This window comes from Streptomyces sp. NPDC048603, from assembly GCF_043199475.1.
Classification (GTDB): Bacteria; Actinomycetota; Actinomycetes; order Streptomycetales; family Streptomycetaceae; genus Streptomyces.
Window position 1 is genome coordinate 594,976 of the sequence record NZ_JBICVY010000004.1, and the last position, 26,661, is coordinate 621,636.

Below are 26,661 nucleotides of genomic sequence, written 5' to 3' on the forward strand. Positions count from 1 at the left end.
ACGCGTCGCAGCGCACGGCAGCGCGTCGCACGGCGTGGCGGCGCGCGCCGGCACGTCGTGGCACGCACGTCGCGCCGCGTCGCATCACGTCAGCCGGAGTATGACGTGTACAGGTCAGATCTGACCACCCATCGGCAGTCACTTGTCCGGCGCCTCCAGCAGGTCGGCCAGGGCGCGCAGTCCGGCCACGATGTCCCGCCCGTCCGGGGCCTCGCCGGGATCGGTCAGCCACTGGGTCATGACCCCGGTCATGACCGCCATCTGCACCGACGCCAGGCCCCGCAGATCCCCCTCGGCCACCTCCGCCTCCGGCACTTTCCGCAGCTGCGCGGCGATCTGCCGACGGCTGGCCCGCTGCCCGGCCGCGAGGATCGCCAGCAGCTCCGGCGAGGTCTGCGCGTGGACGAACGCCTCCACCGAAGCCGTCCACAGCCACCGCTGCTCCGAGAAGGAGCGGACCTTCCGGGTCCAGACGTCGACGTACCGCTCCTCGGCCGTCTCCCCGGCACCGGACAGGCTGCCGATCTCGGCACCCCACTCGTCGAGCGCGGCGAACAGGGCCTGGTTCAGCAGCACCTCGCGGGACCCGAAGTGGTAGCCGATGGCCGCACTGCTCACTCCGGCCGCGGCGGCGATGTCGCGGACGGTGGTGCGCAGATAGCCCTTCTCCTCCAGGCAGCGGCGCGCGCCGGAGAGGAGGTCCTCACGATTTCCCATGTCCCGGATCGTATGCCGAAGCCCGACAGGAGTATACGCTCGTATAGATCGAATGAGCTATACGAAAGTCTTGCGCAAGCGAGCAAATTCGCCTTACGGTGATCACGACCGCCCCGGCCGGGACGCAAGGCCCGCCGGGACAACGAGGGGAGACCACCATGACCAGCACCGATTCGTCCGTCGCCGACGCCGCCATCGCCGCAGCCATGGACGAGGCCCTCCGCCACTCGTTCACCATCGGCGACCGGACCCTGTCCTACCTGGACTTCGGCGGGCCCGGGCGCCCGCTGCTCGCCGTCCACGGGGGCCTCTCCGAGGCCCTGATCTGGGCCGACCTGGCGGCCCGGCTCGGCAGCGAGTGGCGGGTCATCGCCCCCGACCAGCGCGGCCACGGCGAGTCCGACCGCGCCGCCTCGTACGACCGTGCGGACTACGTCTCCGACCTGGTGGCCCTGCTCGGGCACCTCGGCCTGGGCCCGCTCCCGGTGGTCGGCCACTCCCTGGGCGGCCTCAACGCCGTGTACCTGGCAGCCGAGCACCCCGGACTGGTGAGCGCGCTGGTGAACGTCGACGCCGGCGTGGTGTTCCCGCACGACGTGCCCAACCCGTACGCCTTCGTCGGCGCGTTCCCCTACACCGCGCCCACCCGCGAGGAGCTCATCGCCGCCTGCGGCCCGCTGGGGCCCGTGGTCGCCCCGGCGCTCCGCCCGCTGCCCGGGGGAGCCGGCTGGCGGCTGCCGTTCCACCCGCAGGACACCGTGACCACGGTGGAGGCCGCACGCGGCGACAGCCTCCCGGTCTGGCTCGCGAGCACCTGCCCGGCCCTGCTCGTGCACGGCCGCAAGAGCGAGGTGCTTCCTCAGGAGCTCGCCGACGCGATGGTGGCTGCGCGCCCCCACACCTCGTACGCCGGCCTGGACACCGGCCACGTCGTGCCGGTCGAGGACCCGGCGGGCCTGGCCTCGGCGGTGTCGGACTTCCTCGGCCGCCTCTGAGGGGCCGCGGGCCGGAGCGGACGGGGGACGGTCCGGTCCGCGGGCATGCAGGAGGGGGCGGCAGGCCGTCGAAACGGCCCACCGCCCCCTCCAGGGAACCGGTACTACTTGATGACGGTGATCCGGTCGGCCGCCGGCGGCGCGATCGGGGTCGTCGGCGAGGAGTGCTTGCCCAGGTAGGCGTTGAAGACGTCCAGGTCGGACACGCCCACCAGCTTGTTCTTGTGCTCCTTCAGGACGGTGAAGCCGTCACCGCCACCCGCGAGGAACTCGTTCATCGCGACGCGGTAGGTCTTCGCCGGGTCGATCGCCTGGCCGTTCAGCCTGACCGAGTCCACGACGATGCGGTCGGCACCGGTCTTGGTCAGGTCGAGGGTGTAGGTGAAGCCCTTCGAAACCTGCAGGATCTTCGGGTTCGGGCCGTTCACCGGACCGGTCACCTGCTGCTGCAGCGCCGTGATCAGCTGGGCACCGGTCAGGTCCACCACGTTCATCATGTTGGTGAACGGCTGCACCGTGAAGGCCTCGCCGTAGGTCACCACGCCGTCGCCCTCGTCCCCGGCCGCCTTGTAGGCCAGGTCCGCGCGGATGCCGCCCGGGTTCATGATGGCGAGCTGCGCGCCGCCCTTGTCGGCCGGGGCCAGCGCCTCGAGCTGCGCGTCGGCGATCAGGTCACCGAGCGGCTTCTCGTGCGCCGAGGAACCGCGGCCCTGGATGTCGGCCGAGATGTGGCCCTGCGGGCGGTTGGCGATCGGCGCGGCCAGCGCGTTCCAGCGCGCGATCAGGTCGGTCATGTCCGCGGCCTTGGGCTGGTTGCGGTGCACCACGTGGTTGGCCGCGGCCGGCGACTTCACGGCGGTCCGGACGATGTCCTTGGTCGCGCGGTCGTAGGTCAGCGTGGTCTCGGTGAACAGCCGGCCGAGGGAGGCCGCCGAGGTCACGGTCCGCGGGTTGCCGGCCGGGTCCGGGATGTTGCAGGCGTAGGCCTGGTGCGTGTGACCGGTCACGAGGGCGTCGACCTTCGGGTCGACGTTCTTCGCGATGTCGACGATGGCACCGGAGATTCCGGCACCGGCGCCCGGCACGTTGCAGTCGTAGTTGTAGGCGCCGGAGGCGGGCAGGCCGCCCTCGTGGATGAGCGCGACGATCGACTTCACGCCCTGCTTGTTCAGCTCGGCGGCGTACTTGTTGATCGTCTCGACCTCGTCGCCGAACTTCAGGCCCTTGACGCCCTCGGCGGTGACGACGTCCGGAGTGCCCTCCAGGGTCACGCCGATGAAGCCGATCTTGACGCCGTCCTTCTTCCACACGAAGGTGGGCGAGAGCATCGGACGCTTGGTCTTCTCGTCCGTCACGTTGGCGGCGAGGTACGGGAAGTCGGCGCCCTCGAAGGTCTTGCCGTACTCGAAGCAGCCCTCGGTGGGGTGGCAGCCGCCGTACTGCATGCGGCGCAGCTCGGTGCGGCCCTCGTCGAACTCGTGGTTGCCGACGCTGGTGACGTCGAGCCCCATCTTGTTCATGGCCTCGATGGCCGGCTCGTCGTGGAACAGACCGGACAGCATCGGGCTGCCGCCGATCATGTCACCGGCGGCGGCGGTGATGCTGTACGGCTTGTCCTTGCGCGCCTCGCGCAGGCTGGTGGCCAGGTACTCGACGCCACCGGCGGGTATCGCCTTGGTGGTTCCGTCGGCCTGGAGCTCGGTCACGGTGCCGGAGGAGCCCTGAGGCGGCTCCAGGGTGCCGTGGAGGTCGTTGAAGGACAGCAGCTGCACGTCGACGGTGCGGTCGCTGGTGCCCTGACCGCCACCACTGGCGGCGCCGGCCGGCAGGGCGGCGGCGACCAGCGCGCCGGCACCCGCCGTGGCGGCGAGAGCGGCGAGGGTCAACCGGCGGGCTCGGCGGTGCCGTTGTGGTGTCGCTGACATCAGTTCCCCTTTGCGGACAGCGAACGGTATGGAGGTGCCCGAAGACTATGGTCAACGCGCGTAGCGCGACAGGGGGTAGCGGGTTGCGAGGTGGTTACGCGTGAGTAGATCGATCCTCACGTCCACCTCATTCCAGGCCAATTCGGCGCATTCTTTTCGGCCTGGGGTGGGTTGGGCGGGGTGCGGGGGGGGTGCGGGGGGTGCGGGGGGGGTGCGGGGGGTGCGGGGGAGTGAGGCGCGATGGGGCGGGATGGGGCGGGGGCCCGGCCGGCCAACCCGATCCGGCCCACCCGATGACGAGCGACCCTCGCCGGTGACGGCACCCGGGCACGAGGTCACGGCCGTAGGCTCGTCGCATGACTGACGCAGCAGCGGCCGTTGAGCCGGGACGGCAGATTCTGACGTGCGAGGAACTGACGGAGGAGCAGGTCGAAGCGGTACTCGGCCTGCTGGAGGAGGCGGCCCGGACGGACGGCACGTCCGCAGTCTCGGAACAGGGCCGGCTCCAGCTCCGCGGCGGCCCGCGCCCCGGCATCAAGCACCTCCTGTTGACCGAGAGCGGGCGCCTGGCCGGTTACGCCCAACTCGAGGACACCGACCCGGTGGAGGCGCCCGCGGCGGAACTCGTCGTGCACCCCGCGCTGCGCGGCCGCGGCCACGGCCGGGCCCTCGGCTCGGCCCTGCTGGCCGAGACCGGCAAGCGGATCCGGGTGTGGGCACACGGCGGCAAGTCCGCCGCCCGCCACCTCGCCCAGGTGCTCGGACTCACCCTCTTCCGCGAACTCCGCCAACTGCGCCGCCCGCTCGGCCCGGACGCGCCGGAGCTCCCCTCCCCCGCGCTGCCGGAGGGTGTGACGATCCGCACCTTCGTCCCGGGCTCGGACGACGAGGCCTGGCTCGCGGCCAACGCGGCGGCCTTCGCCCACCACCCGGAGCAGGGCTCCCTGACCCAGCGCGACCTGGACGACCGCATGGCCCAGCCGTGGTTCGACCCGAAGGGGTTCTTCCTGGCGGAGCGCGAGGGCGCCCTGGTCGGCTTCCACTGGACGAAGATCCACGAGGCGGAGCAGCTGGGCGAGGTGTACGTGCTCGGCGTCCTCCCCAGCGCCCAGGGCGGCGGCCTCGGCAAGGCCCTGACCGCCGTCGGCCTCCGCCACCTCGCCGCCGCGGGCCTCCCGACGGCGATGCTCTACGTGGACGCGGACAACCCTGCGGCCCTGGCGGTCTACGAGGGACTGGGCTTCTCCACGCACGAGGTCGACCTGATGTACCGGACGGAGAGCTGACGGGTTCTGGGTGGTGGGTGGCGGGTGGTGGGTGGCGGGTGGCGGGTGCCGGACTGGAGCGCCCCATCAGGGGCGCGGGGAACTGCGCGACCAGCCACCGCCGACCCGCAGGCCGACACACGGGGGCAGCGCCCCAAACGGGGCGGGGCACAGCCCCGGCGGGGTCCGGGGCGGAGCCCCGGTTTCGGGATGGGGGTCCCCCCGGACGGAGTCTGGGGGAGGGCGGGGTGGGGAAACGCCCCGCTGGGCTCGCAGCCCACTTCGGCTGGGCGGGAGCGAGGCGCCCGGGGGCTGCCCGTCAGTCCCAGTGTCATTCCGTGCCGGCCGCCGGCCTCAAGGGCGCTCCCTTCGGTCGCGTCGCCTCCGGCGATGGCCCTTCGGGCCACCCTTGACCCCGACGTCCGTCCCGGAACGACAAGGACTGTCGGGCGGCCCCCGGGGGAATGGCATGGAGGGACCCAAGGGCCAGTCGTCACCGGCTTCGGCGGGCACGAGCAGCGGCTGCCGCTCGGCCAGCCGCCCATCCGGGCGGAGGCAGCGGTGAAGTCGATCAGATCTACGCAAGCCGGCTCGGCCCACGCGCACCAGATCGCTACGCGCTCCTGTCTCTCAGCGAATGCGGGCCGCCGGGGGCCGGGGCATGGGGCGCCCACGATCGCCACGGCTCCGGCCCGAACCGCCGCAGGCGGGTCGGCATGCCGATGCCGTGGACGGGTAGGAGGGTGGCAGCCCAGCGGAGGAGCACGGCGAGCGCGGAGCCCGCGCCTGCCGGACGCAGCCGGCCGGGCCCGGAGGAACGTACAGCGTCGGCGCTATGGGCTGGCATCCAGGAAGCCATTAGTTATTAACCGGGCATTAAGACGCGCTTGCGACGCTCCCCCTTATGCAGCCGGACCTTCGACTGATCGCCGATGCCTCCGACGCGCCTGTCCTCCCGCGTGCGCGGAAGAATGGAGTCATGAGCCACCAGCCCAGCGCCCGCCCCACCGAGGTTCCCGCACAGCTCCCCCAGACCGAGCTCAGCGCCGGGCTCGCCGACGCCGAGCCGGAGCGTGCCACCCAGCGGCAGCAGAAGAAGCAGAAGCAGGACAAGTCCCAGGGCCGGGACCAGGCCCCGGAGCAAGCCCACCCGCACCCACTGGACACCGCCGCCCGCCTCGCACGCCTGGGCTCGATATCCGCGCACCGGCCCGACGTCGATCGCTCCGACATCGAGCACGAGCTCGATGCCGATCTCGACGCCTACGAGGACAAGGACGGGGGCGAGCTGCCCGCCAACCGGTTCCTCGACCGGGAGCGCAGCTGGCTCGCCTTCAACGAGCGGGTGCTCGAACTCGCCGAGGATCCGGCCACCCCGCTCCTCGAACGGGCTAACTTCCTCGCGATTTTCGCCAGCAACCTGGACGAGTTCTTCATGGTCCGGGTGGCCGGGCTCAAGCGCCGTATCGCCACGGGTGTGGCCACCCGTTCGGCCTCCGGTCTGCAGCCCCGCGAGGTGCTGGATCTGATCTGGACCCGCTCCCGTGAGCTCATGGCCCGGCACGCGGCGTGCTTCCAGCACGACGTCTCCCCGGCGCTGGCCGACGAGGGCGTCCACCTGATCCGGTGGCCCGACCTGACGGAGAAGGAGCAGGCGCGGCTGTTCACGCTGTTCCGGAACCAGATCTTCCCGGTCCTGACCCCGCTGGCGGTCGACCCCGCGCACCCGTTCCCGTACATCTCCGGACTGTCGCTGAACCTCGCGGTGGTCGTCCGGAACCCGGTCAGCGGGCACCGGCACTTCGCCCGGGTCAAGGTCCCGCCGCTCCTGTCCCGCTTCCTCGAGGCGTCCCCGCAGCGCTACGTCCCGCTGGAGGACGTCATCGCCGCGCACCTGGAGGAGCTCTTCCCGGGCATGGAGGTGCTGGCGCACCACATGTTCCGGGTGACCCGGAACGAGGACCTGGAGGTCGAGGAGGACGACGCCGAGAACCTCCTGCAGGCGCTGGAGAAGGAGCTCATGCGGCGCCGGTTCGGGCCGCCGGTGCGGCTGGAGGTCGAGGAGTCCATCGACCCCGGTGTGCTGGACCTGCTGGTGCAGGAGCTGAAGATCTCCGCCTCCGAGGTGTACCCGCTGCCCGGGCCGCTGGATCTCACGGGGCTCTTCGGGATCGCCTCGCTGGACCGGCCGGAGCTGAAGTACCCGAAGTACATCGCGGGGACGCACCGGGACCTCGCCGAGGTCGAGTCCGCCTCGGCGCCCGACATCTTCGCCGCGCTGCGTGAGCGGGACGTGCTGCTGCACCACCCGTACGACAGTTTCTCCACGTCGGTGCAGGCGTTCCTGGAGCAGGCCGCGGCCGACCCGGACGTGCTCGCCATCAAGCAGACCCTGTACCGGACCTCCGGTGACTCGCCGATCGTCGACGCGCTGATCGACGCCGCCGAGTCCGGCAAGCAGGTGCTGGTGCTGGTCGAGATCAAGGCCCGGTTCGACGAGCAGGCCAACATCAAGTGGGCGCGGAAGCTGGAGGAGTCCGGCTGCCACGTGGTGTACGGACTCGTAGGGCTGAAGACGCACTGCAAGCTGTCGCTGGTGGTGCGGCAGGAGGGCGAGACGCTGCGGCGTTACAGCCACGTGGGCACGGGCAACTACCACCCGAAGACCGCCCGGCTCTACGAGGACCTCGGGCTGCTGACCGCCGATCCGCAGGTGGGTGCGGATCTGTCGGACCTGTTCAACCGGCTGTCGGGATACTCGCGCCGCGAGACCTACCGGCGGCTGCTGGTCGCCCCGCGCTCGCTGCGCGACGGGCTGATCTCCCGGATCGACAAGGAAGTGGCCCACCACCGGGCCGGCCGCCCCGCCTACGTCCGCATCAAGGTCAACTCGATCGTCGACGAGGCACTGATCGACTCGCTGTACCGGGCCTCCCAGGCCGGGGTGCCGGTGGAGGTCTGGGTGCGCGGCATCTGTGCCATCCGCCCCGGGGTCACCGGCCTCTCGGAGAACATCCGGGTCCGGTCCGTGCTCGGCCGCTTCCTGGAGCACTCCCGGATCTTCGCCTTCGGCAACGGCGGCGAACCCGAGGTGTGGATCGGCAGCGCCGACATGATGCACCGCAACCTCGACCGCCGCATCGAGGCGCTGGTCCGGGTCGCCGACCCGGCCCACCGGGCTGCCCTGGACCGGATGCTGGAGACCGGGATGTCCGACGCCACCTCCTCCTGGCACCTGGGGCCGGACGGCGAATGGACCCGGCACAGCACCGACCCGGAGGGCCAGCCGCTGCGGCACGTACAGGAGATGCTCATAGACGCCCGGAGGCGCCGGCGTGGCTCAGCAAAACCATGACCTGACCGCGACGACCGCCGGGGAGGTGCTCGGCGCGTACCTCCGCTCCCAGGCCACCGCGTTCCTGCGCGGCCTGCGCCTGCACGAGGAGCGGACGGCGGACGCCACGGACGGGACGGAAGCAGCCCGCACCCTGCGGGGTGCGGCGCGCCGGATCAGCGGGTCGCTGGGCACGTTCCGGACGGTCTGCGAGTCCGCGTGGGCGGACGGCCTGCGTACGGAGCTGGTCTGGCTTTCGTCCACGCTGGCGGACGAGCACGCGTACGCGGACCGGCTGGCCCGGCTGCTCGGTGCGCTGCACCGGCTGTCGGGGGCGCCGGGTGCCGGCCAGGCCCAGGGCGGCCTGCCGGCGCCGCGCGGTGCGGCGGCCGCCGGGCGCGGGCAGGCGGGTCCGGGGGCGTTCGGGGGCACGGCGGGCTCGCTCACGGTGGGCTCGGCGAGGGCCGGCGCCCTGCTGGAACGCCAGCTGACCCTGGCCCGGACCCGGGCGCACTCGGCGACGCTGCAGGCGCTGGGCTCGTCCCGGTTCCACGCGGTGGCCGACGCCGTGGCGGTGCTGGCCTCGGAGGTGCCGCTGGACACGGTCGCCGCGGCGGGCCGCACGGGAGACGTACTGGTGCCGCTGGCGGCGCTGGCGGAGTCCCGGCTGGACACCGCCGTGTCCGCGCTGCCCCTGATCCGGGCGGCCCGCCCGTACAACGCGGACGCCCTGATCGACGACGGCCATCAGGACTCGCCCTGGCACGACGTACGCCGGCTGCTGCGCACGCACCGGTACGCGCAGGAGGCGCTGGGCGCGGACGTGACCAGGCTGGCGGCGGCCGGCGGGGCGCTGGACCGGCACCGGGACGCGGCGGAGGCGGCCGCGGCCTCGGCGACGGCGGCCCGGACGCCGCGGATCGCTCCGGCGACGGCGTACGTGCTGGGTGTGCTGCACGCCGACCAGCGGCACGAGGTGGAAGCGGCCCGCTTCGACTTCCAGCAGATATGGGCGCACGCGGCGAGACCGGCGGGCGTGTGAGCGGCCGGCCCGGGTTTCGGGCCGGCTCGCTCCGGGCAAACGCCCAGCGGCTCCCGGGCCGGGCCCGGGCCGGGAGCCGCCCCGGGGCCGTGCGGGCCCTTCCCGGCCGGGGCGGCCATGCCGGCCGTGCCGGCAGGGCCGGCCGGACCGGTGGCCAAGTGGCCTGTGCGGTGGGACGGTTGAGTCGGGGCCGGTCCGGTGAGGAGCCGTCCCCGAGACCTGTCCGCCCGCGTGGCGGCCGGGTTCGTGGCGGTTCCGGTGTGCCCGGTCGCAGGGGGCACGGGGGTCCCGACCGGCGAAATCCGGCCATGTGCGGGCTGTGCGGCGGCCCCGTGCCGCCCCGTGCCCCGGCCCGCCCAGGCCGCATCACGAAAAGGTAACGGCCAGGGAAACGGGCGCCGACGTCCACGCATACCAGCGCCGATACGCACCATGCCGTTCGCCATGGTTCACCGTTCGTTCATTTACGACCGTCGGCCGCTTCACCTGTCCTGCCTAATTTCGGCTGTGCACGGTGAGAGCCGGCCGCGAAGTGCGGACCTCCCCGGGCGCCAACCGATGTACTCCTCTCGCACGCCGCCCCGATACAGAAAGCGGCCGGCGGCTCCTGGAAGGAACACCCCAAAAAAGTGAAGCTTCAGCGCAAGAACATGCTTCGTGCCTCTGCCCTCGGGGCGCTGGTCGTGTCGGGCGCCCTGGTCCTCACGGCGTGCGGCTCGGACGACAACACCAAGACGAACGGCTCGGGCAGCTCCGCCCCGGCCGCCACCGGCGACATCAAGTGCGACGGCGCCACCGGCAAGCTCCTCGCCTCGGGCTCCTCGGCCCAGAAGAACGCCGTGGACATCTGGATCAAGAACTACATGGCGGCCTGCAAGGGCGTCGAGGTCAACTACAAGTCCTCTTCCTCCGGTGAGGGCATCGTGGCCTTCAACCAGGGCACCGTCGGCTTCGCCGGCTCCGACTCCGCGCTGAAGCCGGAAGCCGTCGAGGAGTCCAAGAAGATCTGCACCGGCGGTCAGGGCATCAACCTGCCGATGGTCGGCGGCCCGATCGCGCTCGGCTTCAACGTCCCGGGCGTGGAGAAGCTGAACCTGGACGCGGCCACCATCGCGAACATCTTCAACGACAAGATCAAGAAGTGGAACGACGAGGCCATCAAGAAGCTCAACCCCGGCGTTGAGCTCCCCGACCTCGCCATCCAGGCCTTCCACCGCTCCGAGGACTCCGGCACCACCGAGAACCTCGGCAAGTACCTGAAGGCCACCGCCGCCGACGCCTGGCCGTACGAGGCCGCGAAGAAGTGGCCGGCCCCGGGTGGCCAGGCCGCCTCCGGCTCCTCCGGCGTCGCCGCCCAGGTCAAGCAGAACTCGGGCGCGATCGGCTACTTCGAGCTCTCCTACGCCTCGGCGCAGGGCATCAAGACCGTCGACGTGAACACCGGTGCCGCCGCCCCGGTCGCCGCGACCGCCGACAACGCCTCCAAGGCCATCGCCGCCGCCAAGATCGCCGGCACCGGCTCCGACCTGGCGCTGAAGCTCGACTACGCCACCAAGGCCGAGGGTGCCTACCCGATCGTCCTGGTGACCTACGAGATCGTCTGCGACAAGGGCAACAAGGCGGCGACCCTGCCGACCGTGAAGTCCTTCCTCACCTACACCTCCTCCGAGGCGGGCCAGAAGGTCCTCTCCGAGAAGGGCTACGCGCCGATCCCGGCCGAGATCAACGCCAAGGTCCGCGAGGTCGTCGCCTCGCTCGGCTAATCGACACGACCCAGCTGCCGGTCCGCTCACCGTCCTGAGCGGGCCGGCATCCGGGCCCTCCCCTCCACCCAGGGGATCCGGTGCACCGCCGCCAGGGGGCTCGCCCCCCACACAGACCGGAAAGAACATGGCTTCCACCACACCCACCCAGATAGACCCGGCTCCGCCATCTGTCAGCAAGCAGTCGAGGTCCACCGGCAAGGCCGGTGACAAGATCTTCTCGGGGCTCTCCAAGGGCTCCGGCATCCTGCTGCTGGCGATCATGGCGTCGATCGCCGTCTTCCTCACCTACCGAGCGTCGATCGCGCTGTCGAAGAACGAGGGCAACTTCCTCACCACCTTCGACTGGAACGCGTCGGCGACTCCCCCCGTCTTCGGCATCGCCGTCCTGCTCTTCGGCACGGTCGTCAGCTCGATCATCGCGATGGTCATCGCGGTCCCGATCGCCGTCGGCATCGCGCTCTTCATCTCGCACTACGCGCCGCGCAAGCTGGCCTCGCCCCTCGCCTACGTGGTCGACCTGCTGGCCGCCGTGCCGTCGATCATCTACGGCATCTGGGGCGCGCTCTTCCTGGTGCCGCAGCTGAACGGCCTGAACCTCTGGCTGGACGAGTTCTTCGGCTGGACCTACGTCTTCGACAAGACCCAGGTCGGCGTCGCCCGCTCGCTCTTCACCGTCGGCATCCTGCTCGCGATCATGATCCTGCCGATCGTGACCAGCGTCAGCCGCGAGGTCTTCCTGCAGGTCCCGCGCATGAACGAGGAGGCCGCCCTGGCCCTCGGCGCGACCCGCTGGGAGGTCATCCGCCTCTCGGTGCTGCCCTTCGGCCGCTCCGGCATCATCTCCGCCTCGATGCTCGGCCTCGGCCGCGCCCTCGGCGAGACCATGGCCGTGGCCACCGTCCTCTCCCCGAGCTTCCTGATCTCGCTGCACGTGCTCGACCCGGGCGGCGGCACCTTCGCGCAGAACATCGCCGCGAAGTTCGACGAGGCCAACGAGTTCGGCCGGGACGCGCTGATCGCGTCCGGTCTGGTCCTCTTCCTGCTCACCCTGCTGGTCAACGGCGCGGCCCGCTTCATCATCGCGCGCCGCAAGGAGTTCTCGGGGGCGAACGCCTGATGAGCCACGCACTTCAGGACCCGCGTCCCACCCGGGCCCGCAAGTCCTCCGACAGCCTCACCCGCGGCGGCCTGCCCCGCTGGGCCCCGGCCGGCATCGCCGCCGGTTCGGTCGCCCTGGGCGTCGGCATCGGCGTCGTCGCCGGTCTCAGCAGCAAGGTCCAGTGGGGCCTGATCGCCGCCCTCCTGTTCGTGGCGATCACGTACACGCTGAGTGCGGTGGTCGAGAACCGCCGCCAGGCCACGGACCGCGTCGCGACCTCGGTCGTCTGGGTCTGCTTCGTCCTCGCGGTCATCCCGCTGCTCTCGCTGATCTGGACCACGATCAGCCGCGGCATCAAGCTCCTCGACGGCTACTTCCTCAGCCACTCGATGGCCGGCATCACCGCCTTCGACGAGGGCGGCGGCGTCTACCACGCGCTGCTCGGCACCATCGAGCAGGTCGCCCTGGCGACCCTGATCGCCGCCCCGATCGGCCTGCTGACCGCCGTCTACCTGGTCGAGTACGGCAAGGGCACGCTGGCCAAGGCCGTGACCTTCTTCGTCGACGTCATGACCGGCATCCCCTCCATCGTCGCGGGTCTGTTCATCCTGTCGACCTGGAACCTGATGCTCGGCTTCGGCCCCTCCGGCTTCGCCGGCGCGATGGCCCTGGCGATCCTGATGATGCCCGTCGTCGTCCGCTCCACCGAGGAGATGCTCAAGCTCGTCCCGAACGAGCTGCGCGAGGCCTCCCTCGCCCTCGGTGTGCCGAAGTGGCGCACGATCCTCAAGGTGGTCCTGCCCACCGCGATCGGCGGCATCTCGACCGGCGTCATGCTGGCCGTCGCCCGTATCGCCGGTGAGACCGCGCCGATCATGCTGCTGGTCTTCGGTGCCCAGCTGATCAACGGCAACCCCTTCGAAGGCGCCCAGTCGTCGCTCCCCCTCTACATCTGGGAGCAGTACAAGGTCGGTAGTGAAGCCTCCTACGACCGTGCCTGGGCCGCGGCGCTCGTCCTGATCGCCTTCGTCATGATCCTCAACCTGGTGGCCCGCGGCATCGCCCGCTGGAAGGCCCCGAAGACCGGCCGCTGACCGCGCCGACGAAAGAAGTAGTGATCCCCATGGCCAAGCGCATCGACGTCTCCGGTCTCTCCGCCTTCTACGGCAGCCACAAGGCCATCGACGACATCTCGATGACCGTCGAGCCCCGCTCCGTGACCGCCTTCATCGGCCCGTCCGGCTGCGGCAAGTCCACCTTCCTCCGCACCCTCAACCGCATGCACGAGGTCACCCCGGGCGGCCGCGTCGAGGGCAAGGTCCTCCTGGACGACGAGAACCTGTACGGCGCCGGCGTCGACCCGGTCGCGGTCCGCCGCACGGTCGGCATGGTCTTCCAGCGCCCGAACCCCTTCCCCACCATGTCGATCTTCGACAACGTGGCGGCGGGCCTCCGGCTCAACGGCAAGTACAAGAAGTCCCAGCTGGAAGAGGTCGTCGAGCGCTCCCTCAAGGGCGCGAACCTCTGGAACGAGGTCAAGGACCGCCTGGGCAAGCCCGGTTCCGGCCTCTCCGGCGGCCAGCAGCAGCGTCTGTGCATCGCCCGCGCCATCGCGGTCGAGCCGCAGGTCCTGCTGATGGACGAGCCCTGCTCGGCGCTGGACCCGATCTCGACCCTCGCGATCGAGGACCTGATCGGCGAGCTGAAGGAGCGCTTCACGATCGTCATCGTGACGCACAACATGCAGCAGGCCGCCCGCGTCTCGGACCGCACGGCGTTCTTCAACCTCGCGGCCGTCGGCCAGCCCGGCAAGCTGATCGAGATCGACGACACCGAGCGGATCTTCTCCAACCCGTCCATGCAGGCCACCGAGGACTACATCTCGGGCCGCTTCGGATAAGCCCTACCGGGCTCCCTGCTCGTCCTGCGGTGCTGCATGGCGGTGCCACCGCAAGGCGGAAGAAAAAGGGCCGGCTCCCCCTGGGTGGGGGGAGCCGGCCCGCTCCTTTTCCCGCGCCCCGGCCGGACCCGTCCGGCCCGTCCGGCCCGTCGGGGGCGCGGGTCCGCGTGGCCCGCGTGGCCCGCGTCACTGCGCCGTCCGCACAACCCCGCACCCGGGCCGCTGGTCATCCGTGCGCATGGATCACCGCATCCACATCCCGAGGGGGACCCTGTTGCGCACCGCCCGACGCCTGACCACCGCCGCCTGCACCGCCGCGGCCCTCGCCGTGATCGGCACGGTGCCGGTCGCCGCGGCACCCGCCAAGGCCACGCCGGCCACCAAGGCCACCCCGTCCGCGACGACCGCGACGACCGCACAGGCTGCCGAGACCGGCCGGACCGCCGACTTCAACGGGGACGGCTACCCGGACCTGGCCACCGCCGCCCCGACCGCCGCCGTGGCGGGCAAGGAGCGGGCCGGCCTGGTCGCCGTACAGTACGGCTCTCCGACGGGCCTGCAGAAGCCCCTCCTCCTCACCAAGGACACACCCGGCGTGCCCGGGCTGCCGACCGCCAACGGCCGGTTCGGCGTGCTGGTCGGGCAGGGCGACGTGGACGGCGACGGGTTCGACGACCTGCTGGTCGACGGCGGCCTGGAGGGCAGGCCCGAGGCCCTGCACGCCTCCGGCACGCTGGTGCTGCGCGGCAGCAAGGACGGCCTCACCGGCCGCTACACCGGCCTGCTGACCGACGGACCGTTCACCACCGGCGGCGTGCGCGTCCTCCCCAAGCCGCTGGCCGTCGGGGACGTCACGGGTGACGGGATCGCCGACATCGTCGCCCCGGCCGGGCGCACCGTGGCGTACGACGGCATCGCCGTCCTCAAGGGGCCGTTCAGCCCGGCCACGAACGAGCCCGCGGCCGTGCAGTTCCACGACACCAGGGCGCTGGGCGTCTATTCCTCGTCCTTGATCCAGGTGTCGGACATGACCGGCGACGGCATCGCCGACGTCATCGTCGCCCAGTGGGGCAAGGGCCTCCTCCTCAAGGGCTCGGCCTCCGGCCTCACCCCGGCCGGCGAGGTCTCGGTCGGCGGGGCGAGCGCCTTCGGCGACCTGAACAAGGACGGCTACCAGGACTTCGTCACCGGCGACGGCGGCGCGTACAACGACACGGAGGGCGGCCGGATCCGGGTCTACTACGGCAGCGCCACCGGGATCAGCAAGACCCTGAAGCCGGCCACCTACACCCAGGACAGCCCGGGCGTGCCGGGCGTCAACGAGACGGGCGACCGGTTCGGCTCCGCCCTGTCCGTCGGCGACACCGACCAGGACGGCTACGAGGACATCGTCATCGGCGCCACCTACGAGACCGGCTCCGACGCCGCGGCCACCTGGTCGGGCTCGGTGACCGTGCTGCGCGGCAGCGCGGCCGGGGTCACCACGGCCGGGTCCAAGCTGATCACCCAGGACTCGGCCGGCGTGCCGAGCAACTCGGAGAAGGACGACCACTTCGGCTCCGCCGTCGCCGTCCTCGACACCGACAAGGACGGCAAGGCCGAGGTCTACATCGGCGGCTACGGCGAGGACGCCTACAAGGGCCGCGTGTGGAGGCTGCCCACCGGCACCGGCGGGGTCACCGGCACCGGCTCCACCAGTCACAGCCTGACCGACCTCGGCGGCCCGGCCGGCCGCGCCCACCTCGGCTGGGGCTTCGGCGCCGGCGGCAACCCGCCGATGCAGGGCTGAGCCGCGCAAGGCCCCCGGACACGACGGAGCCCCGCCGGATCTCACCTCGATCCGGCGGGGCTCCGCCCGCATACCAGGGGCTCCGGCTGCCCCAGGGGCAGCCGGGGTCGCCCGGGATCAGCCGAACGCCAGGTGGACCACCCAGTAGCTCAGCGCGGCCACCAGCGCCGCGGCCGGCATCGTGATGAACCAGCCAAGGACGATGTTCTTGGCCACGCCCCAGCGGACCGCATTGATCCGCTTCGTCGCGCCGACACCCATGATCGCCGAGGTGATCACGTGCGTGGTCGAGATCGGCGCGTGGAACAGGAACGCCGAGCCGAACATGATCGAGGCGCCGGTGGTCTCGGCCGCGAACCCCTGCGGCGGGTCCAGCTCGATGATCTTCCGTCCGAGGGTCCGCATGATGCGCCAGCCGCCCGCGTACGTACCGAGCGAGAGCATCACCGCGCAGACGATCTTGACCCAGACCGGGATCGGGTCGCCCTCCTGCTGGACGTCGGCGATGACCAGGGCCATCACCACGATGCCCATGGTCTTCTGCGCGTCCTGGAGGCCGTGTCCGAGGGCCATGCCCGCCGCCGACACCGTCTGGGCGATCCGGAAGCCCCGCTTGGCCTTGTGCGGGTTGCTGCGGCGGAACATCCACATGATGACGACCATCACCAGGTAGCCGGCCACCAGGCCGACCACCGGCGAGACGAACATCGGGATGATGACCTTGTCGAGCACCCCGCCCCACAGCACCTCCGTGCCGCCGGCCAGGGCCGCGCCCACCATGCCGCCGAACAGCGCGTGCGAGGAGGAGGACGGCAGCCCGAAGTACCAGGTGATCATGTTCCAGACGATCGCGCCGACCAGCGCGGCGAACAGGATCCACATGCCCGAGTCGCCCGACGGGGTCTCGATCAGGCCCTCGCTGACGGTCTTGGCGACCCCGCTGCCCAGGAAGGCTCCGGCGAGGTTCATGACGGCGGCCATGGCCAGGGCCGCCCGCGGGGTCAGCGCCCGGGTGGAGACCGAGGTGGCGATGGCGTTCGCCGAGTCGTGGAAGCCGTTGGTATAGGTGAAGCCGAGCGCGACACCGATGGTCACGACCAGTGCAAAGGTGTCCACGGTGGTCAGGACTCCTTGACCGCGATGGTCTCCACCGTGTTGGCCACGTGCTCGAACGCGTCGGCCGCCTCCTCCAGCACATCCACGATCTGCTTGAGCTTGAGGACCTCGATGGCGTCGTACTTGCCGTTGAAGAGGTGCGCGAGCAGCTTGCGGTGGATCTGGTCGGCCTGGTTCTCCAGACGGTTGACCTCGATCCAGTACTCGGTGAGGTTGTCCATCGTCCGCAGGTGCGGCATCGCCTCGGCGGTCAGCTCGGCCGCCCGCGCCAGCACCTCGATCTGCTGCTCGACGCCCTTGGGGAGCTCTTCGATGTTGTAGAGGACGACCAGGTCGACGGCCTCCTCCATGAAGTCCATGATGTCGTCGAGCGAGGACGCGAGGGAGTAGATGTCCTCACGGTCGAACGGCGTGATGAAGGAGGAGTTCAGCTGGTGGAAGATCGCGTGGGTGGCGTCGTCTCCCGCGTGCTCCGCCGCGCGCATCCGTTCTGCGATCTCGGCCCGGGCGGACGCGTCCGCTCCGAGCAGTTCCATCAGGAGCTTGGAGCCGGTGACGATGTTGTCCGCGGATGCGGCGAACATGTCGTAGAAGCTCGTCTCCCTGGGGGTCAGACGAAATCGCACGTGGGGTCCTCGGGGTGCATCGGATTCGGTCAGGCTGATGCTAGGCGCATCGTCGGGCCACGGCTAACCGGCGGTTCTGGCGGTTTCCCAGTCTCCTCCATCAGGCAGAGTGGGGCGACGGGCCCCTGCCGTGCCGGGAGAAGCCCGGTACCATATACCCATGAGGGGTATGCCCCCGCGGCATGCCCCCCGAGCTCCGGAACACGGGAGGACGCATGACGACCACCGAGACCGCGACCACGGCCGAGACCACGGCCGACACCACGTCCCAGACCACGGACGGGTCCCCGGCCCACGCCCCGGCCGGGCCCGCCGGCACCGGCGTCCACCACGGCTACCACCACCAGAAGGACGAGCACCTCAAGCGGCTCCGCCGGATCGAGGGGCAGATCCGCGGCCTGCAGCGGCTCGTGGACGAGGACGTGTACTGCATCGACATACTCACGCAGGTGTCGGCCAGTACGAAGGCCCTGCAGTCCTTCGCGCTGCAGCTCCTGGAGGAGCACCTGCGGCACTGCGTCGCGGACGCCGCGGTGAAGGGCGGCGACGAGATCGACGCCAAGGTCGAGGAGGCCACCAAGGCCATCGCCCGGCTCCTCCGCACCTGATACCGGCGCCGAGGCACCCGGTTCCGATCCAGGCCGACCCGGTCTGCCCGACCCTCCCGGCCTCGACCCTCCCGGCCTGCCCGGTCTTCCCGGCCCGCCCGGTCCCGACACACTCCGACCCCCACCCGTCGGCCCTGGCGGCGCCGCGCTACGCGGCGCCCAGGCCGAGCAGCACCTCGTCGATCCGGTCCTGACTGAGCCGGTCCTCCAGTGCAGCCGACGCCGCGATGATCAGCTCACCGCACAGCTCGATCTCGGCGAGCGCCACGTGGTCCTGCACCGTCATACCGCCCGCGGGAGTCACTCGTGTCACCTCTCTCTGCCGGAATCGACTTCTCAGCGTAGGGAGGGCCCGACCCGGCGCGCATGACACGGATGGACCATTTCAGGTACCACCCGTGGCTAGAACCCGTCTGGCCGCCGGGCCCGCCTTCGGCTACTCCGCGATCTTCCCCGCGTAGATGTCCGCGCTGTCCGGCAGAACCACGGTCACCGGGGTCCCGAACCCGTACAGCAGCGTCGTCGAGGACACGTCGATCGTGCCGCTGTTCAACCCGTCGTTCACGTAGCTGAACCGGTGCCGGACCTTGCGCAGCCGCCCCTCCTCGTCCAGGTAGGCGTCGAACGGAACGGCGTCCTTGCTGAACCCTTTCGCCGCCGCCTCCAGCGCACCCCGTACGTGGGGGGAGGCGCTGCGCGCCGCCCGGCCGATGTCCGTGACGCCGCGGTAGTGCCGCACCCTGGTGCCCGACAGGTCGGTCTCCCCCACGTACGTCACCTGGTCCGCCGCGCGCAGCAGCTCGGCCGCGGCGAGGGGGTCCGTGGCGCCGCCGGTGACCAGGTTCCCGTCGGCGAGGGTGGTGGTGTCCACCCGGACCCACTTGTCGTCCGGCACCCCGGCGCCGCGGTTCTTCATGTAGAGGGCCCCCGGGGTCAGCAGTTCGGTGATCGGCCGGTGCCCCGGCTTCCCCGTGACGTCCGCCGGCAGCATCACCAGCAGCTGTACCGTCTGCTTCCGGAAGTCGACCCCGCCCTCGCCGCGGATCGTGACCCGGGTCCCGCCGGTGGCCATCTCCATCGCCGTACGCGCCCGCGCACTGCCCTCGCGCGCCAGGACGTCCGCGGCTCCGCGCACCGCCGCCGTACCGTCGGCCTGGACGGACGCCTCCGCCTTCGTCTCCGCCCCGCACCCGGTCGCCGCCAGGGCCGCCACGGCCACCCCTGCCGCTGTCGTCAGGAGGGGACCACGCCTGTGCCGGTGCACCACCATCGCCTGCCAACCCCCAACGCATGACCGCTGTTCGCCCGGGCCCCCACCCGTTCCGCTTAACGAGATCCCGGGGCACCCGTCACGGCCGGAGGCCACCCGATTGCCGTACCGTGGGAGCGTGGAATCGCAGAGCCGAGCGCACCGGACCACTCCGCTTGCCGACGCCGTACACCACCGGCAGCCATCCCATCTGACGGACACCCACGAACGCGGCGCGTTCGCCCTCGCCGAGTGCAGCTGCGGCTGGCGCGGCCCGGCCCGCCGCTCCCGCGACAAGGCCCGTACCGACGCGGCCGACCACGCGGCCGCAGCGGCCGGGTCGGCGCCGGACTCCTGACGGCGGGCCCCCTGACGGCGGGGCTCCCGGGCGGGGCGCGTTCTCCTTTCACCGGTTCGGCCCACCCGGCTGGCCGGGGCGTCCGGGACCCGATCCGCTGTACGCATGCCGGCCCGAAGACACCCGCCCCGACGGCTACCGCCCCGAAGCGGAGGCCGTACGACGCCCTCCGCCTCAGCCCTCGCTCTCGTCGCCGCCCTCGTGCTGGCCCTCGTGCTGGCCGTCGCCCCCGGCACGGCCAGGGCGAAGCCCGTAGGCACCGCCGACGGGCCGGCCGACGTCGCCCTGGCCATCGGCGCCACGACGGCGGCCGCCGCGGCCACGGCTCTGTGGCTGCGCGCCCGATACCGCCGAGGGCCGTCTTCGGACGACCGGAGTCAGGACGACACCTGACGCACTTTTTGGGGCAGAGCAGGGCGGTCGGACGGCTTCCCTGGCGGAGCCTCAGGCGGCGAGGTCGTTCTCCCGGTTGGCCGACGCCCGGGGCAGGTCCACCGGCCGGGCCGGCTCGCACGCGCCCTTGGCCCGGACGAGCCATCCCACCCGGCGGGATCCGGCGACCGCCCGCGCCACCGGGGTCAGCAGGGCCATGGCGAGCGGCGCGAAGAGCAGTGCCACGGCGGTGCCGAGAGCGAGCCCGCCGACCACGTCGGTCGGGTAGTGCACTCCCATGTAGACCCGGAGGAAGGCCTCCAGGAGGGCCAGGCCGATGCCGAAGAAACCGAGCTTGCGGTTGGCCATGAACAGACCGACCCCGAGGGCCATGGCGAGCGTCGCGTGGTCGCTCACGAAGGAGTAGTCGGTCTTCCCGCTCGCGAGCACCTCCAGGCCGTCGTGCGACCGGAAGGGCCTCGGCCGGCCGACGAACTCGCGCAGGGGGATGTTGACCAGGAGGGCGATGCCCGCCGCGAGCGGGGCCCAGACGAGTGCGGCGAACCCTTCGACCGCCACCGCACCGCCGCTCCGCCTGACACCTCGCCAGCACCACAGCATCAGCAGCACTATGGCCAGCAGGAGGCCGTACTCACCGACGAAGCCGACGGTCCGGTCGACCCAGCCGGGGGCGCGCAGGGACCATCCGTTGACTTCGTACAGCAGGCTTACATCCACGTTCGGCCCACCGGCCGTGAGTCCAGCCATGCTGATGCGGCCCCTTGCCCTTTGCTTGGTCCCCGGGCGAACGCGCCGCCGCGTGCGCCCCTTAGACCCCCCAGGCGATCAGCCGGCGACCAGCCGGATGATCTACCCCCCGCCCATGGAACGCCCGTTCTGGCGCGTACGTTCCACTCTCCACCGAATGATCACTCCAACGTTATCCAAGAGTGACTCATCGTCGCAGCTCAGGGCCTTTGCCTTACGGAGCGTTGCCGGGCTTCTGGTTGCTCGGCAGTGCCTCCGCGCCGTCCTTCGTCACGCGGGTGGCACCGAAGTAGTCGGGCGTGTCGATCTTGTCGAAGCGGATCACCGCTCCGGTGTAGGGCGCGTTGATCATGTATCCGCCACCGACATAGAGCCCGACATGCCGGATGGCGCGCGAGTTGTTCAGATCGTCGGAGAAGAACACCAGGTCCCCGGGCAGCAGTTCGTCCCGCTTCGGGTGCGGCCCGGCGTTGTACTGGTCGTTGGCGACCCGCGGCAGGGTGATCCCGACGGTCTCGTACGCGGCCTGCGTCAGCCCGGAGCAGTCGAACCGCCCACCGTCCTCGGCCCCGCCCTCACCACCCCAGAGGTAGGGCTTGCCAAGCTGCTTCTGCGCGAAGTAGATGGCCCCGGCGGCCTGCTGAGAGGGGGCCACGCGGCCGACGGGCGCGGCGAAGCTCTTCTCCAGGCTGCGGATGATCTTGACGTAGTTCTGGGTCTCGCTGATGGGGGGCACCCCGCCCGCCTTGATGACCCGGTAGGGGCCGGCGTTGTAGGCGGCGAGCATATTGCTGACGAGGTCGCCGGGCACGTTCTTCACGTCCTTGGCGAGGGCGCAGTCGTACGTCGCGGCGGACGGGATCGCGTCGTTCGGGTCCCAGATGTCCCGGTCCCCGTCACCGTCCCCGTCCACACCGTAGATGGCCCAGGTGCCCGGGATGAACTGCGCGATGCCACGGGCATCGGCATGGCTCTTCGCATCCGGCTTCCAGCCGCTCTCCTGGTACAGCTGGGCCGCCAGCAGCGCCGGGTTGAGCGCGGGGCAGAGATTGCCCCACTTCTGCACCAGGGGCTGGTAGATGGCCGGTACCGCTCCCTTGGCGAGCGCGACCGGACGACCGCCTCCTGTCGCGCCGACGATGTTGGCGGCGGCCGAGTACGTGCCGACGACGAGCAGCACGACGAAGCCGACGCACAGCCCAGCCGCGATCCCGCCCGCCATCCAGAACTTACGCATGCTTCAACACTGCCCTATGGCATGGATGCTGACAGCCCATTCGCCGGCCTGTGTTCCCGGTGCGCCTACTGGGCCTGGAATCCGGTGCAGTAGATGCTCGCGTACTCCTTCTCCCCACGGACATGGAGGACCAACACGGTCCAGTTGCCGGGGTCTTTGGCCAGCGGGACGGCCGGATACACCTTGGCGCCGGAGGGCGTGGTGACATGGGTGCTGAAGTCGTCGGGGTAGGTCAGCGTGACACCACTCTCCGCGTCGCCTGCGTGCAGGCTCACGGGCTTGCTGGCGAAGCCGATGGACTTGTTGTCGGACCCCAGCGGCTCCCCGTCCACGCCGGTGTCGTGCGGCGACTTCACGGTCACCGAGATGACGTACGGGGCCGGGACGAGTTCGGGGAACTTGAGCCGCACGTTGACCTTCATCTTTCCCGTGAACGGATAGTTCGCCCCGCCCCGGGCATCGGTAACGCTGGTCTGCAGGTACTCCTGCTTCTCCTCGGCGGGGAAGCTGCAACCCGTTCCGGGCGCACCGCCCGTCCACCAGTCCCGGTTCGGATTCGTCGCCTCGATGTGCCCGGGGATACCACCGGTTCCGGTGGCGGACTCCTTCGGCTGTGCCGACGCCGAGCCCGTGGGACCCGGCTGCGCGGCGCCGGTCGGACCGCCCTGCGCCTGGGTGGTGCCCTTCGCGCCGCCCTTCGCGTCGTCCTTGTCCTGCATCGCCAGGTAGCCGCCCACCGCGCCGGGTACCACGAACAGCAGGGCTATGCCGAGGATCGCCGCTCGGGAGAGGCGCGGCTTGGGCGCGGCCGGCGGGGCCGTCGGCGGCAGGGGCACGTACGTGGGCGCGTTCGGGTGCGGGGCCCCCGGGCCGTACGTCGGCATGTACGTCGGGGTGTATCCAGGGGGTGCTGGGGCCCCGGCGACCGGGGTCGCCATACCCGCGGGCGACGCGCCCGCGGTGGTCGGCAGCGCCGGGATCTGCGGCGCCTCACCGGTCGCCGCCAGTCCCGCGTACACCGGGTCGTCCACGAGCGCGGAGTCCACCGCGCACCGGCGGATCACCTCCGCAGGCGTGGGCCGGTCCGCCGGTTCCTTCGCCACGCACGCCTCGATCAGCGCGGCGAGGGTCGGCTCGACCCCGGCCACGTCGATCTCGCCGTGCACGGCCCGGAAGCTGACCGTCGCCGCCTCGCCCGTGCCGTACGGGGCGCGGCCGGTCGCCGCGTAGGCGATGGTCGCCCCGAGCGCGAAGACGTCGGCGGGGTCGCCGGTCTCGTTGCGGAGCAGTACCTCCGGCGCGGTGTAGCCCGGGGTGCCGGGCGCCAGCCCGTCCTGGGTCAGCGCGGTCTGGGCGGTGTCCTTGGCGATGCCGAAGTCGATCAGCTGGGGGCCCTGTGCGCCGAGGATGACGTTCTGCGGCTTGAGGTCCCGGTGCGTCACGCCGTACTCGTGGACGCTGGCCAGGCCCTCCGCCAGCGCCGCGAACAGGCGGCGGCAGGTGTCCGCCGGCAGGGCGCCCTGCCGGGCCACCGCGTGGCTGAGCGTCGGCCCGGCGACGTACTCCGTCGCCAGCCAGTACGGCGGGGCCGCGAGCGAGGCGTCGATCAGGTTCGCCGTGTACGCCGAGCGGACCGCACGGACCGTCTCCGCCTCCCGGCGGAACCGGGCCAGCGCGTCCGGGTGTCCGGTGATCTCGTCGCGGATCACCTTGACCGCGACCAGCCGCCCGCCGGGCGACCGCGCCAGATACACCTGCCCCATCCCGCCGGCCCCCAGCCGGGCCAGCAGCGCATGTGCGCCTATGTGGGTCGGGTCGGTGTCCTTCAGGGCCTCCATGGCCCTGAGCTTGCCATACGGACTCCCCCCAGTTCAGCGGGGGTTGGGATGTGAGCGCGGCGCGGCCCGGGCCCGGTGGTCACTGCCCGACGCGGCCGTCGATCCGCTCGCGCAGGAGGTCGGCGTGGCCGCAGTGCCGCGCGTACTCCGCGATCTGCATCACCAGGATGTCGCGGAGCTGCGCTTCCCCGCCGGGCGGGGTACCGAGGTCGGCGGCGCGGGCTATGAACCGGTCGGTGAGTTCCTTCTCGGCCCGCCACTGGCGCCAGGCGTCCTCCACGACCGCCGGGTCGGCGGTCGCACCGTTCCAGTCGGCGTCCCTGTCGTCGGCGGTGCGGTAGATCCGGGGGGATTCCTCGCCGGCCAGCCGGCGGAAGTGCCGTTCGTCCTCGGCCATGTGCCGCACCAGTCCGAGCAGGGACATCGTGGACGGCGGTACGGCGCGCCGGGCCATCTGTTCGGCGTCCAGTCCGGCGCACTTCATTTCCATGGTGAGGCGGTAGTGCCGCAGACCGCCGAGCAGCGCGCCGCGTTCGTCGACGGTCTCGTCGTCGCTCTCGCGCGGGTCGTCGTCCGGATCAACCCACATGTCGGTGTGGACGGTTGATTCCGTCCACCGGGTTGCCGCCGCTTCGTCCATACGCTCATCTGGGTCCATGCGGGCATCCTCGTTCACATGTACGCCTCCTGTCATCGCATATCGGACGCGTCAGCAGGCGGATGGCCGACCCCGCTCCGGCGCCCCGCATTCCGCCCACAGCAGCTTCCCGGCACACACCCCGCCGGCACCCAGCCGGTAGCCCCCGTACCGCTCGGCGCACAGCCGGACGAGGTCCAGGCCGCGACCCCCGTCCGGCCCCACGGCCGAGGCGGCGAAGGGGGCGGGCACCTCGGGGTCGGTGTCCCAGACCCCCACCCGCAGGTACTGCTCGCCCATCGCCCGGAGCCGGAGGGCGCTCGGGCCGCCGGAGTGGCGGTAGGCGTGGGTGACGAGCTCGCTCGCGATGAGCTCGGCGGTGTCCGCCAGCCCCGCCATGCCGTGGCGGTGGAGCACCGCCCGCAGGGTGGCCCGGGCAACGCCCGGGGAGCGCGGATCGTGCGGAAGCTGGAGGGTGTATACCCATGCCGGGGTTACGGTGTCTGCCACGGAAGTCTCCGATCGCGGAGGTCAGTTGAACCATGCGTGTACGAGTGCCCGGTGACGAGACCGCTCCGTCGAGCGGGGTGCTTCCGGGCGAGTGGCCTGAGTCACACGCTAGCGCCGTCTATGGAATAGATTCCATGAACGGACGGGATTTCAGACCAGGACCCGTCTTGTGGGTGATGTATGCACGGAGTGTTCGATGACATCCGCCCCACCACCGACCGGACGCCGTCAACGCCTCGGCAGTGAGCTGCGCAAGCTACGCGAACGGGCCGGGCTCACCGCGACCGAGGCCGCCACCTGCATCGGCGGCAACCAAGCCCGCATCAGCAACATCGAGGCCGGCCGCTACGGCGTAAGCGCCGATCGCGTGCGCACCCTCGCTTCCCACTACGGCTGCACCGACAAGGAGTTGGTCGAGGCCCTCGCCGCCATGACCGGGGAGCGCAAGCGCCAGTGGTGGGAGGAGTACCGGGACATCCTCCCCGCCCCACTGCTCGACCTGGCCGAAGTGGAGCACCATGCCCATCACCTTCGCGGCGCGATCACCGGCCACGTCCCCGGCCTGCTCCAGACCCCCGAACACGCGCGCGAGATCTTCCGTCACGCCGTCCGGACGCTGACACCACCCGATGTCGAGCACCGGGTCTCGTTCCGTATTAAGCGTCAGGCCGTGCTGTTTCGGGAGGACCCGGTTCCGTACCAGGTGGTGATCCACGAGGCGGCGCTCCGCATCCAGGTGGGCGGTCCAGCGGTACATCGTTCCCAGCTCGACCACTTGCTCTCCATGAGCGAGCTCGACCACATCAGCGTCCAGGTGATTCCTTTCGAAGCTGGCGCCTTCCCGGGGTCCGGGCAGTCGATCTACTACGCAGCCGGCCCCGTTCCTCAGCTCGACACCGTCCACCTGGACCAGACGCACGGCCTGGCCTTCATCGATGGCGCCGAGCCGCTCTCCGAGTACCGAGTGCTGTTCGAGCGCATGGCAGCCGTCGCCCTCACACCGTCACAGACCCGGGAGTTCATCGGCAAGATCGCCGCAACCTCATGAAGGGGAACCATGAGTCAGCACACCTGGCAGAAGTCGTCGTACTGCGCCGCAGGTGATTCCTGCATACACGTCCGGTCCACCCGCAAGGGGCTGGTCCAACTCACCGAAAGCTCGGATCCCACCGGCGCCGTCCTCACCACCAGCCCCAACCGCTTCACCACCCTCCTCCGGGAGATCAAGGAGGGCATGGGGCCCCGCCCGGACGAGACCGGGATGGTCCGGGTCCGGGAGGACGGCATCACAGTGACCACGACCGCCACGCAGTGGGCGGCCTTCGCCGCAGGCGTTCGTGCCGGCCAGTTCGACCACTTCGTCCGTCATGACCTCGCGGTGAGCCCATGAGGGCGGACACCAGCCGCTGAACCGCGCCGGCCCGGGCCTCGCCTTCCCGCAGGCACTCGGCGGCGTCCGCGAGTAGCGTGGAAGTGGGACCGGGCCCCGGCAGCACTCCGAGGGCTCAAG

25 protein-coding genes are annotated in these 26,661 nt (G+C 71.2%); 14 read left to right on the forward strand and 11 right to left on the reverse strand.

What is annotated here, in order from left to right:
* Positions 1-138: 138 nt before the first annotated feature.
* A complete protein-coding gene (locus ACGFQ9_RS12640) occupies positions 139-717 on the reverse strand; it encodes a TetR/AcrR family transcriptional regulator (RefSeq protein ID WP_393573721.1) in 579 nt (192 codons plus the stop codon).
* Between the two features lie 158 nt (positions 718-875).
* Here ACGFQ9_RS12640 and ACGFQ9_RS12645 point away from each other — a divergent pair, with 158 nt between their 5' ends.
* Positions 876-1,712, forward strand: a complete 837-nt coding sequence (locus ACGFQ9_RS12645; protein ID WP_393573722.1) for an alpha/beta fold hydrolase — start codon at positions 876-878, stop codon at positions 1,710-1,712.
* Between the two features lie 104 nt (positions 1,713-1,816).
* On the opposite strand, the gene ACGFQ9_RS12650 is transcribed toward ACGFQ9_RS12645, so the two are convergent.
* On the reverse strand, positions 1,817-3,637 hold the full coding sequence (locus ACGFQ9_RS12650; RefSeq protein ID WP_393573723.1) for a bifunctional metallophosphatase/5'-nucleotidase: 1,821 nt from the start codon (positions 3,635-3,637) through the stop codon (positions 1,817-1,819).
* Between the two features lie 356 nt (positions 3,638-3,993).
* Here ACGFQ9_RS12650 and mshD point away from each other — a divergent pair, with 356 nt between their 5' ends.
* The 8 genes from mshD to ACGFQ9_RS12690 all read left to right on the forward strand — a co-directional run bounded on the left by mshD (position 3,994) and on the right by ACGFQ9_RS12690 (position 15,832).
* The gene (mshD, locus tag ACGFQ9_RS12655; protein ID WP_393573724.1) at positions 3,994-4,923 is read left to right on the forward strand and encodes a mycothiol synthase; all 930 of its coding nucleotides are present in this window, start codon (positions 3,994-3,996) and stop codon (positions 4,921-4,923) included.
* A gap of 958 nt (positions 4,924-5,881) precedes the next feature.
* Complete coding sequence (locus tag ACGFQ9_RS12660) at positions 5,882-8,257, forward strand: RNA degradosome polyphosphate kinase (protein WP_393573725.1); 2,376 nt, start codon at positions 5,882-5,884, stop codon at positions 8,255-8,257.
* Positions 8,238-9,278 carry a CHAD domain-containing protein gene (locus ACGFQ9_RS12665; RefSeq protein ID WP_393573726.1) on the forward strand — a complete coding sequence of 347 codons (1,041 nt, stop codon included), beginning with the start codon at positions 8,238-8,240 and terminating at the stop codon, positions 9,276-9,278. The genes ACGFQ9_RS12660 and ACGFQ9_RS12665 overlap by 20 nt, the downstream gene beginning before the upstream one ends.
* 629 nt (positions 9,279-9,907) lie before the next feature.
* Entirely contained in the window at positions 9,908-11,041 is a 1,134-nt protein-coding gene (gene pstS / locus ACGFQ9_RS12670; RefSeq protein ID WP_393573727.1) for a phosphate ABC transporter substrate-binding protein PstS, read from the forward strand.
* 127 nt (positions 11,042-11,168) lie between these two features.
* Positions 11,169-12,161: a phosphate ABC transporter permease subunit PstC gene (gene pstC, locus ACGFQ9_RS12675; RefSeq protein ID WP_393573728.1), complete on the forward strand. Its 993-nt coding sequence runs from the start codon at positions 11,169-11,171 to the stop codon at positions 12,159-12,161.
* Positions 12,161-13,237, forward strand: coding sequence for a phosphate ABC transporter permease PstA (gene pstA / locus ACGFQ9_RS12680; RefSeq protein WP_393573729.1), 1,077 nt, complete (start codon positions 12,161-12,163; stop codon positions 13,235-13,237). Before pstC ends, pstA begins: the two co-directional genes overlap by 1 nt.
* A 29-nt stretch (positions 13,238-13,266) precedes the next feature.
* Positions 13,267-14,043, forward strand: coding sequence for a phosphate ABC transporter ATP-binding protein PstB (gene pstB / locus ACGFQ9_RS12685; protein WP_393573730.1), 777 nt, complete (start codon positions 13,267-13,269; stop codon positions 14,041-14,043).
* Between the two features lie 274 nt (positions 14,044-14,317).
* Complete coding sequence (locus tag ACGFQ9_RS12690; RefSeq protein WP_393573731.1) at positions 14,318-15,832, forward strand: FG-GAP and VCBS repeat-containing protein; 1,515 nt, start codon at positions 14,318-14,320, stop codon at positions 15,830-15,832.
* A gap of 117 nt (positions 15,833-15,949) precedes the next feature.
* Here the strand turns inward: ACGFQ9_RS12690 and ACGFQ9_RS12695 are convergent, their stop codons facing one another.
* Positions 15,950-16,948: an anion permease gene (locus ACGFQ9_RS12695; RefSeq protein ID WP_393573732.1), complete on the reverse strand. Its 999-nt coding sequence runs from the start codon at positions 16,946-16,948 to the stop codon at positions 15,950-15,952.
* A 5-nt stretch (positions 16,949-16,953) separates the two neighbouring features.
* Positions 16,954-17,574 (reverse strand): DUF47 domain-containing protein, encoded by a 621-nt coding sequence (locus tag ACGFQ9_RS12700; RefSeq protein ID WP_029382179.1) that lies wholly within the window; start codon positions 17,572-17,574, stop codon positions 16,954-16,956.
* A gap of 215 nt (positions 17,575-17,789) precedes the next feature.
* Here ACGFQ9_RS12700 and ACGFQ9_RS12705 point away from each other — a divergent pair, with 215 nt between their 5' ends.
* Positions 17,790-18,182 (forward strand): metal-sensitive transcriptional regulator, encoded by a 393-nt coding sequence (locus ACGFQ9_RS12705; protein WP_393573733.1) that lies wholly within the window; start codon positions 17,790-17,792, stop codon positions 18,180-18,182.
* A 148-nt stretch (positions 18,183-18,330) separates the two neighbouring features.
* Here the strand turns inward: ACGFQ9_RS12705 and ACGFQ9_RS12710 are convergent, their stop codons facing one another.
* Both ACGFQ9_RS12710 and ACGFQ9_RS12715 read right to left on the reverse strand, forming a co-directional pair.
* Positions 18,331-18,486, reverse strand: coding sequence for a hypothetical protein (locus tag ACGFQ9_RS12710; RefSeq protein WP_393573780.1), 156 nt, complete (start codon positions 18,484-18,486; stop codon positions 18,331-18,333).
* 132 nt (positions 18,487-18,618) lie between these two features.
* Positions 18,619-19,452 carry a hypothetical protein gene (locus tag ACGFQ9_RS12715; RefSeq protein WP_393573734.1) on the reverse strand — a complete coding sequence of 278 codons (834 nt, stop codon included), beginning with the start codon at positions 19,450-19,452 and terminating at the stop codon, positions 18,619-18,621.
* A 118-nt stretch (positions 19,453-19,570) separates the two neighbouring features.
* Here ACGFQ9_RS12715 and ACGFQ9_RS12720 point away from each other — a divergent pair, with 118 nt between their 5' ends.
* Positions 19,571-19,789, forward strand: a complete 219-nt coding sequence (locus ACGFQ9_RS12720) for a hypothetical protein (RefSeq protein WP_393573735.1) — start codon at positions 19,571-19,573, stop codon at positions 19,787-19,789.
* A 105-nt stretch (positions 19,790-19,894) separates the two neighbouring features.
* Positions 19,895-20,182: a hypothetical protein gene (locus ACGFQ9_RS12725; RefSeq protein ID WP_393573736.1), complete on the forward strand. Its 288-nt coding sequence runs from the start codon at positions 19,895-19,897 to the stop codon at positions 20,180-20,182.
* Between the two features lie 51 nt (positions 20,183-20,233).
* Here ACGFQ9_RS12725 and ACGFQ9_RS12730 read toward each other — a convergent pair whose 3' ends face one another.
* From ACGFQ9_RS12730 to ACGFQ9_RS12750, 5 genes are all read right to left on the reverse strand, one after another.
* Positions 20,234-20,929 (reverse strand): phosphatase PAP2 family protein, encoded by a 696-nt coding sequence (locus ACGFQ9_RS12730; RefSeq protein ID WP_393573737.1) that lies wholly within the window; start codon positions 20,927-20,929, stop codon positions 20,234-20,236.
* A 214-nt stretch (positions 20,930-21,143) separates the two neighbouring features.
* Entirely contained in the window at positions 21,144-22,166 is a 1,023-nt protein-coding gene (locus ACGFQ9_RS12735; RefSeq protein ID WP_393573738.1) for an NlpC/P60 family protein, read from the reverse strand.
* 65 nt (positions 22,167-22,231) lie between these two features.
* Complete coding sequence (locus ACGFQ9_RS12740) at positions 22,232-24,004, reverse strand: serine/threonine-protein kinase (RefSeq protein ID WP_393573739.1); 1,773 nt, start codon at positions 24,002-24,004, stop codon at positions 22,232-22,234.
* A 79-nt stretch (positions 24,005-24,083) separates the two neighbouring features.
* Entirely contained in the window at positions 24,084-24,662 is a 579-nt protein-coding gene (locus ACGFQ9_RS12745) for a DinB family protein (protein ID WP_393573740.1), read from the reverse strand.
* Positions 24,663-24,713: 51 nt separating this feature from the next.
* Complete coding sequence (locus ACGFQ9_RS12750) at positions 24,714-25,151, reverse strand: ATP-binding protein (RefSeq protein ID WP_393573741.1); 438 nt, start codon at positions 25,149-25,151, stop codon at positions 24,714-24,716.
* A 196-nt stretch (positions 25,152-25,347) separates the two neighbouring features.
* On the opposite strand from ACGFQ9_RS12750, the gene ACGFQ9_RS12755 reads away from it, so the two are divergent.
* Entirely contained in the window at positions 25,348-26,199 is an 852-nt protein-coding gene (locus ACGFQ9_RS12755) for a helix-turn-helix domain-containing protein (RefSeq protein WP_393573742.1), read from the forward strand.
* A 9-nt stretch (positions 26,200-26,208) separates the two neighbouring features.
* Positions 26,209-26,541: a DUF397 domain-containing protein gene (locus ACGFQ9_RS12760; protein WP_393573743.1), complete on the forward strand. Its 333-nt coding sequence runs from the start codon at positions 26,209-26,211 to the stop codon at positions 26,539-26,541.
* Positions 26,542-26,661: the final 120 nt, after the last annotated feature.

Excerpts from the sequence above, each read along its gene's own strand:
- ACGFQ9_RS12640 (WP_393573721.1), bottom strand. The coding sequence starts at position 717 with ATGGGAAATCGTGAGGACCTCCTCTCCGGCGCGCGCCGCTGCCTGGAG.
- ACGFQ9_RS12645 (WP_393573722.1), top strand. The coding sequence starts at position 876 with ATGACCAGCACCGATTCGTCCGTCGCCGACGCCGCCATCGCCGCAGCC.
- ACGFQ9_RS12650 (WP_393573723.1), bottom strand. The coding sequence starts at position 3,637 with ATGTCAGCGACACCACAACGGCACCGCCGAGCCCGCCGGTTGACCCTC.
- mshD (WP_393573724.1), top strand. The coding sequence starts at position 3,994 with ATGACTGACGCAGCAGCGGCCGTTGAGCCGGGACGGCAGATTCTGACG.
- ACGFQ9_RS12660 (WP_393573725.1), top strand. The coding sequence starts at position 5,882 with ATGAGCCACCAGCCCAGCGCCCGCCCCACCGAGGTTCCCGCACAGCTC.
- pstC (WP_393573728.1), top strand. The coding sequence starts at position 11,169 with ATGGCTTCCACCACACCCACCCAGATAGACCCGGCTCCGCCATCTGTC.
- pstA (WP_393573729.1), top strand. The coding sequence starts at position 12,161 with ATGAGCCACGCACTTCAGGACCCGCGTCCCACCCGGGCCCGCAAGTCC.
- pstB (WP_393573730.1), top strand. The coding sequence starts at position 13,267 with ATGGCCAAGCGCATCGACGTCTCCGGTCTCTCCGCCTTCTACGGCAGC.
- ACGFQ9_RS12705 (WP_393573733.1), top strand. The coding sequence starts at position 17,790 with ATGACGACCACCGAGACCGCGACCACGGCCGAGACCACGGCCGACACC.
- ACGFQ9_RS12715 (WP_393573734.1), bottom strand. The coding sequence starts at position 19,452 with ATGGTGGTGCACCGGCACAGGCGTGGTCCCCTCCTGACGACAGCGGCA.
- ACGFQ9_RS12725 (WP_393573736.1), top strand. The coding sequence starts at position 19,895 with ATGCCGGCCCGAAGACACCCGCCCCGACGGCTACCGCCCCGAAGCGGA.
- ACGFQ9_RS12730 (WP_393573737.1), bottom strand. The coding sequence starts at position 20,929 with ATGGCTGGACTCACGGCCGGTGGGCCGAACGTGGATGTAAGCCTGCTG.
- ACGFQ9_RS12735 (WP_393573738.1), bottom strand. The coding sequence starts at position 22,166 with ATGCGTAAGTTCTGGATGGCGGGCGGGATCGCGGCTGGGCTGTGCGTC.
- ACGFQ9_RS12740 (WP_393573739.1), bottom strand. The coding sequence starts at position 24,004 with ATGGAGGCCCTGAAGGACACCGACCCGACCCACATAGGCGCACATGCG.
- ACGFQ9_RS12745 (WP_393573740.1), bottom strand. The coding sequence starts at position 24,662 with ATGGACCCAGATGAGCGTATGGACGAAGCGGCGGCAACCCGGTGGACG.
- ACGFQ9_RS12755 (WP_393573742.1), top strand. The coding sequence starts at position 25,348 with ATGACATCCGCCCCACCACCGACCGGACGCCGTCAACGCCTCGGCAGT.
- ACGFQ9_RS12760 (WP_393573743.1), top strand. The coding sequence starts at position 26,209 with ATGAGTCAGCACACCTGGCAGAAGTCGTCGTACTGCGCCGCAGGTGAT.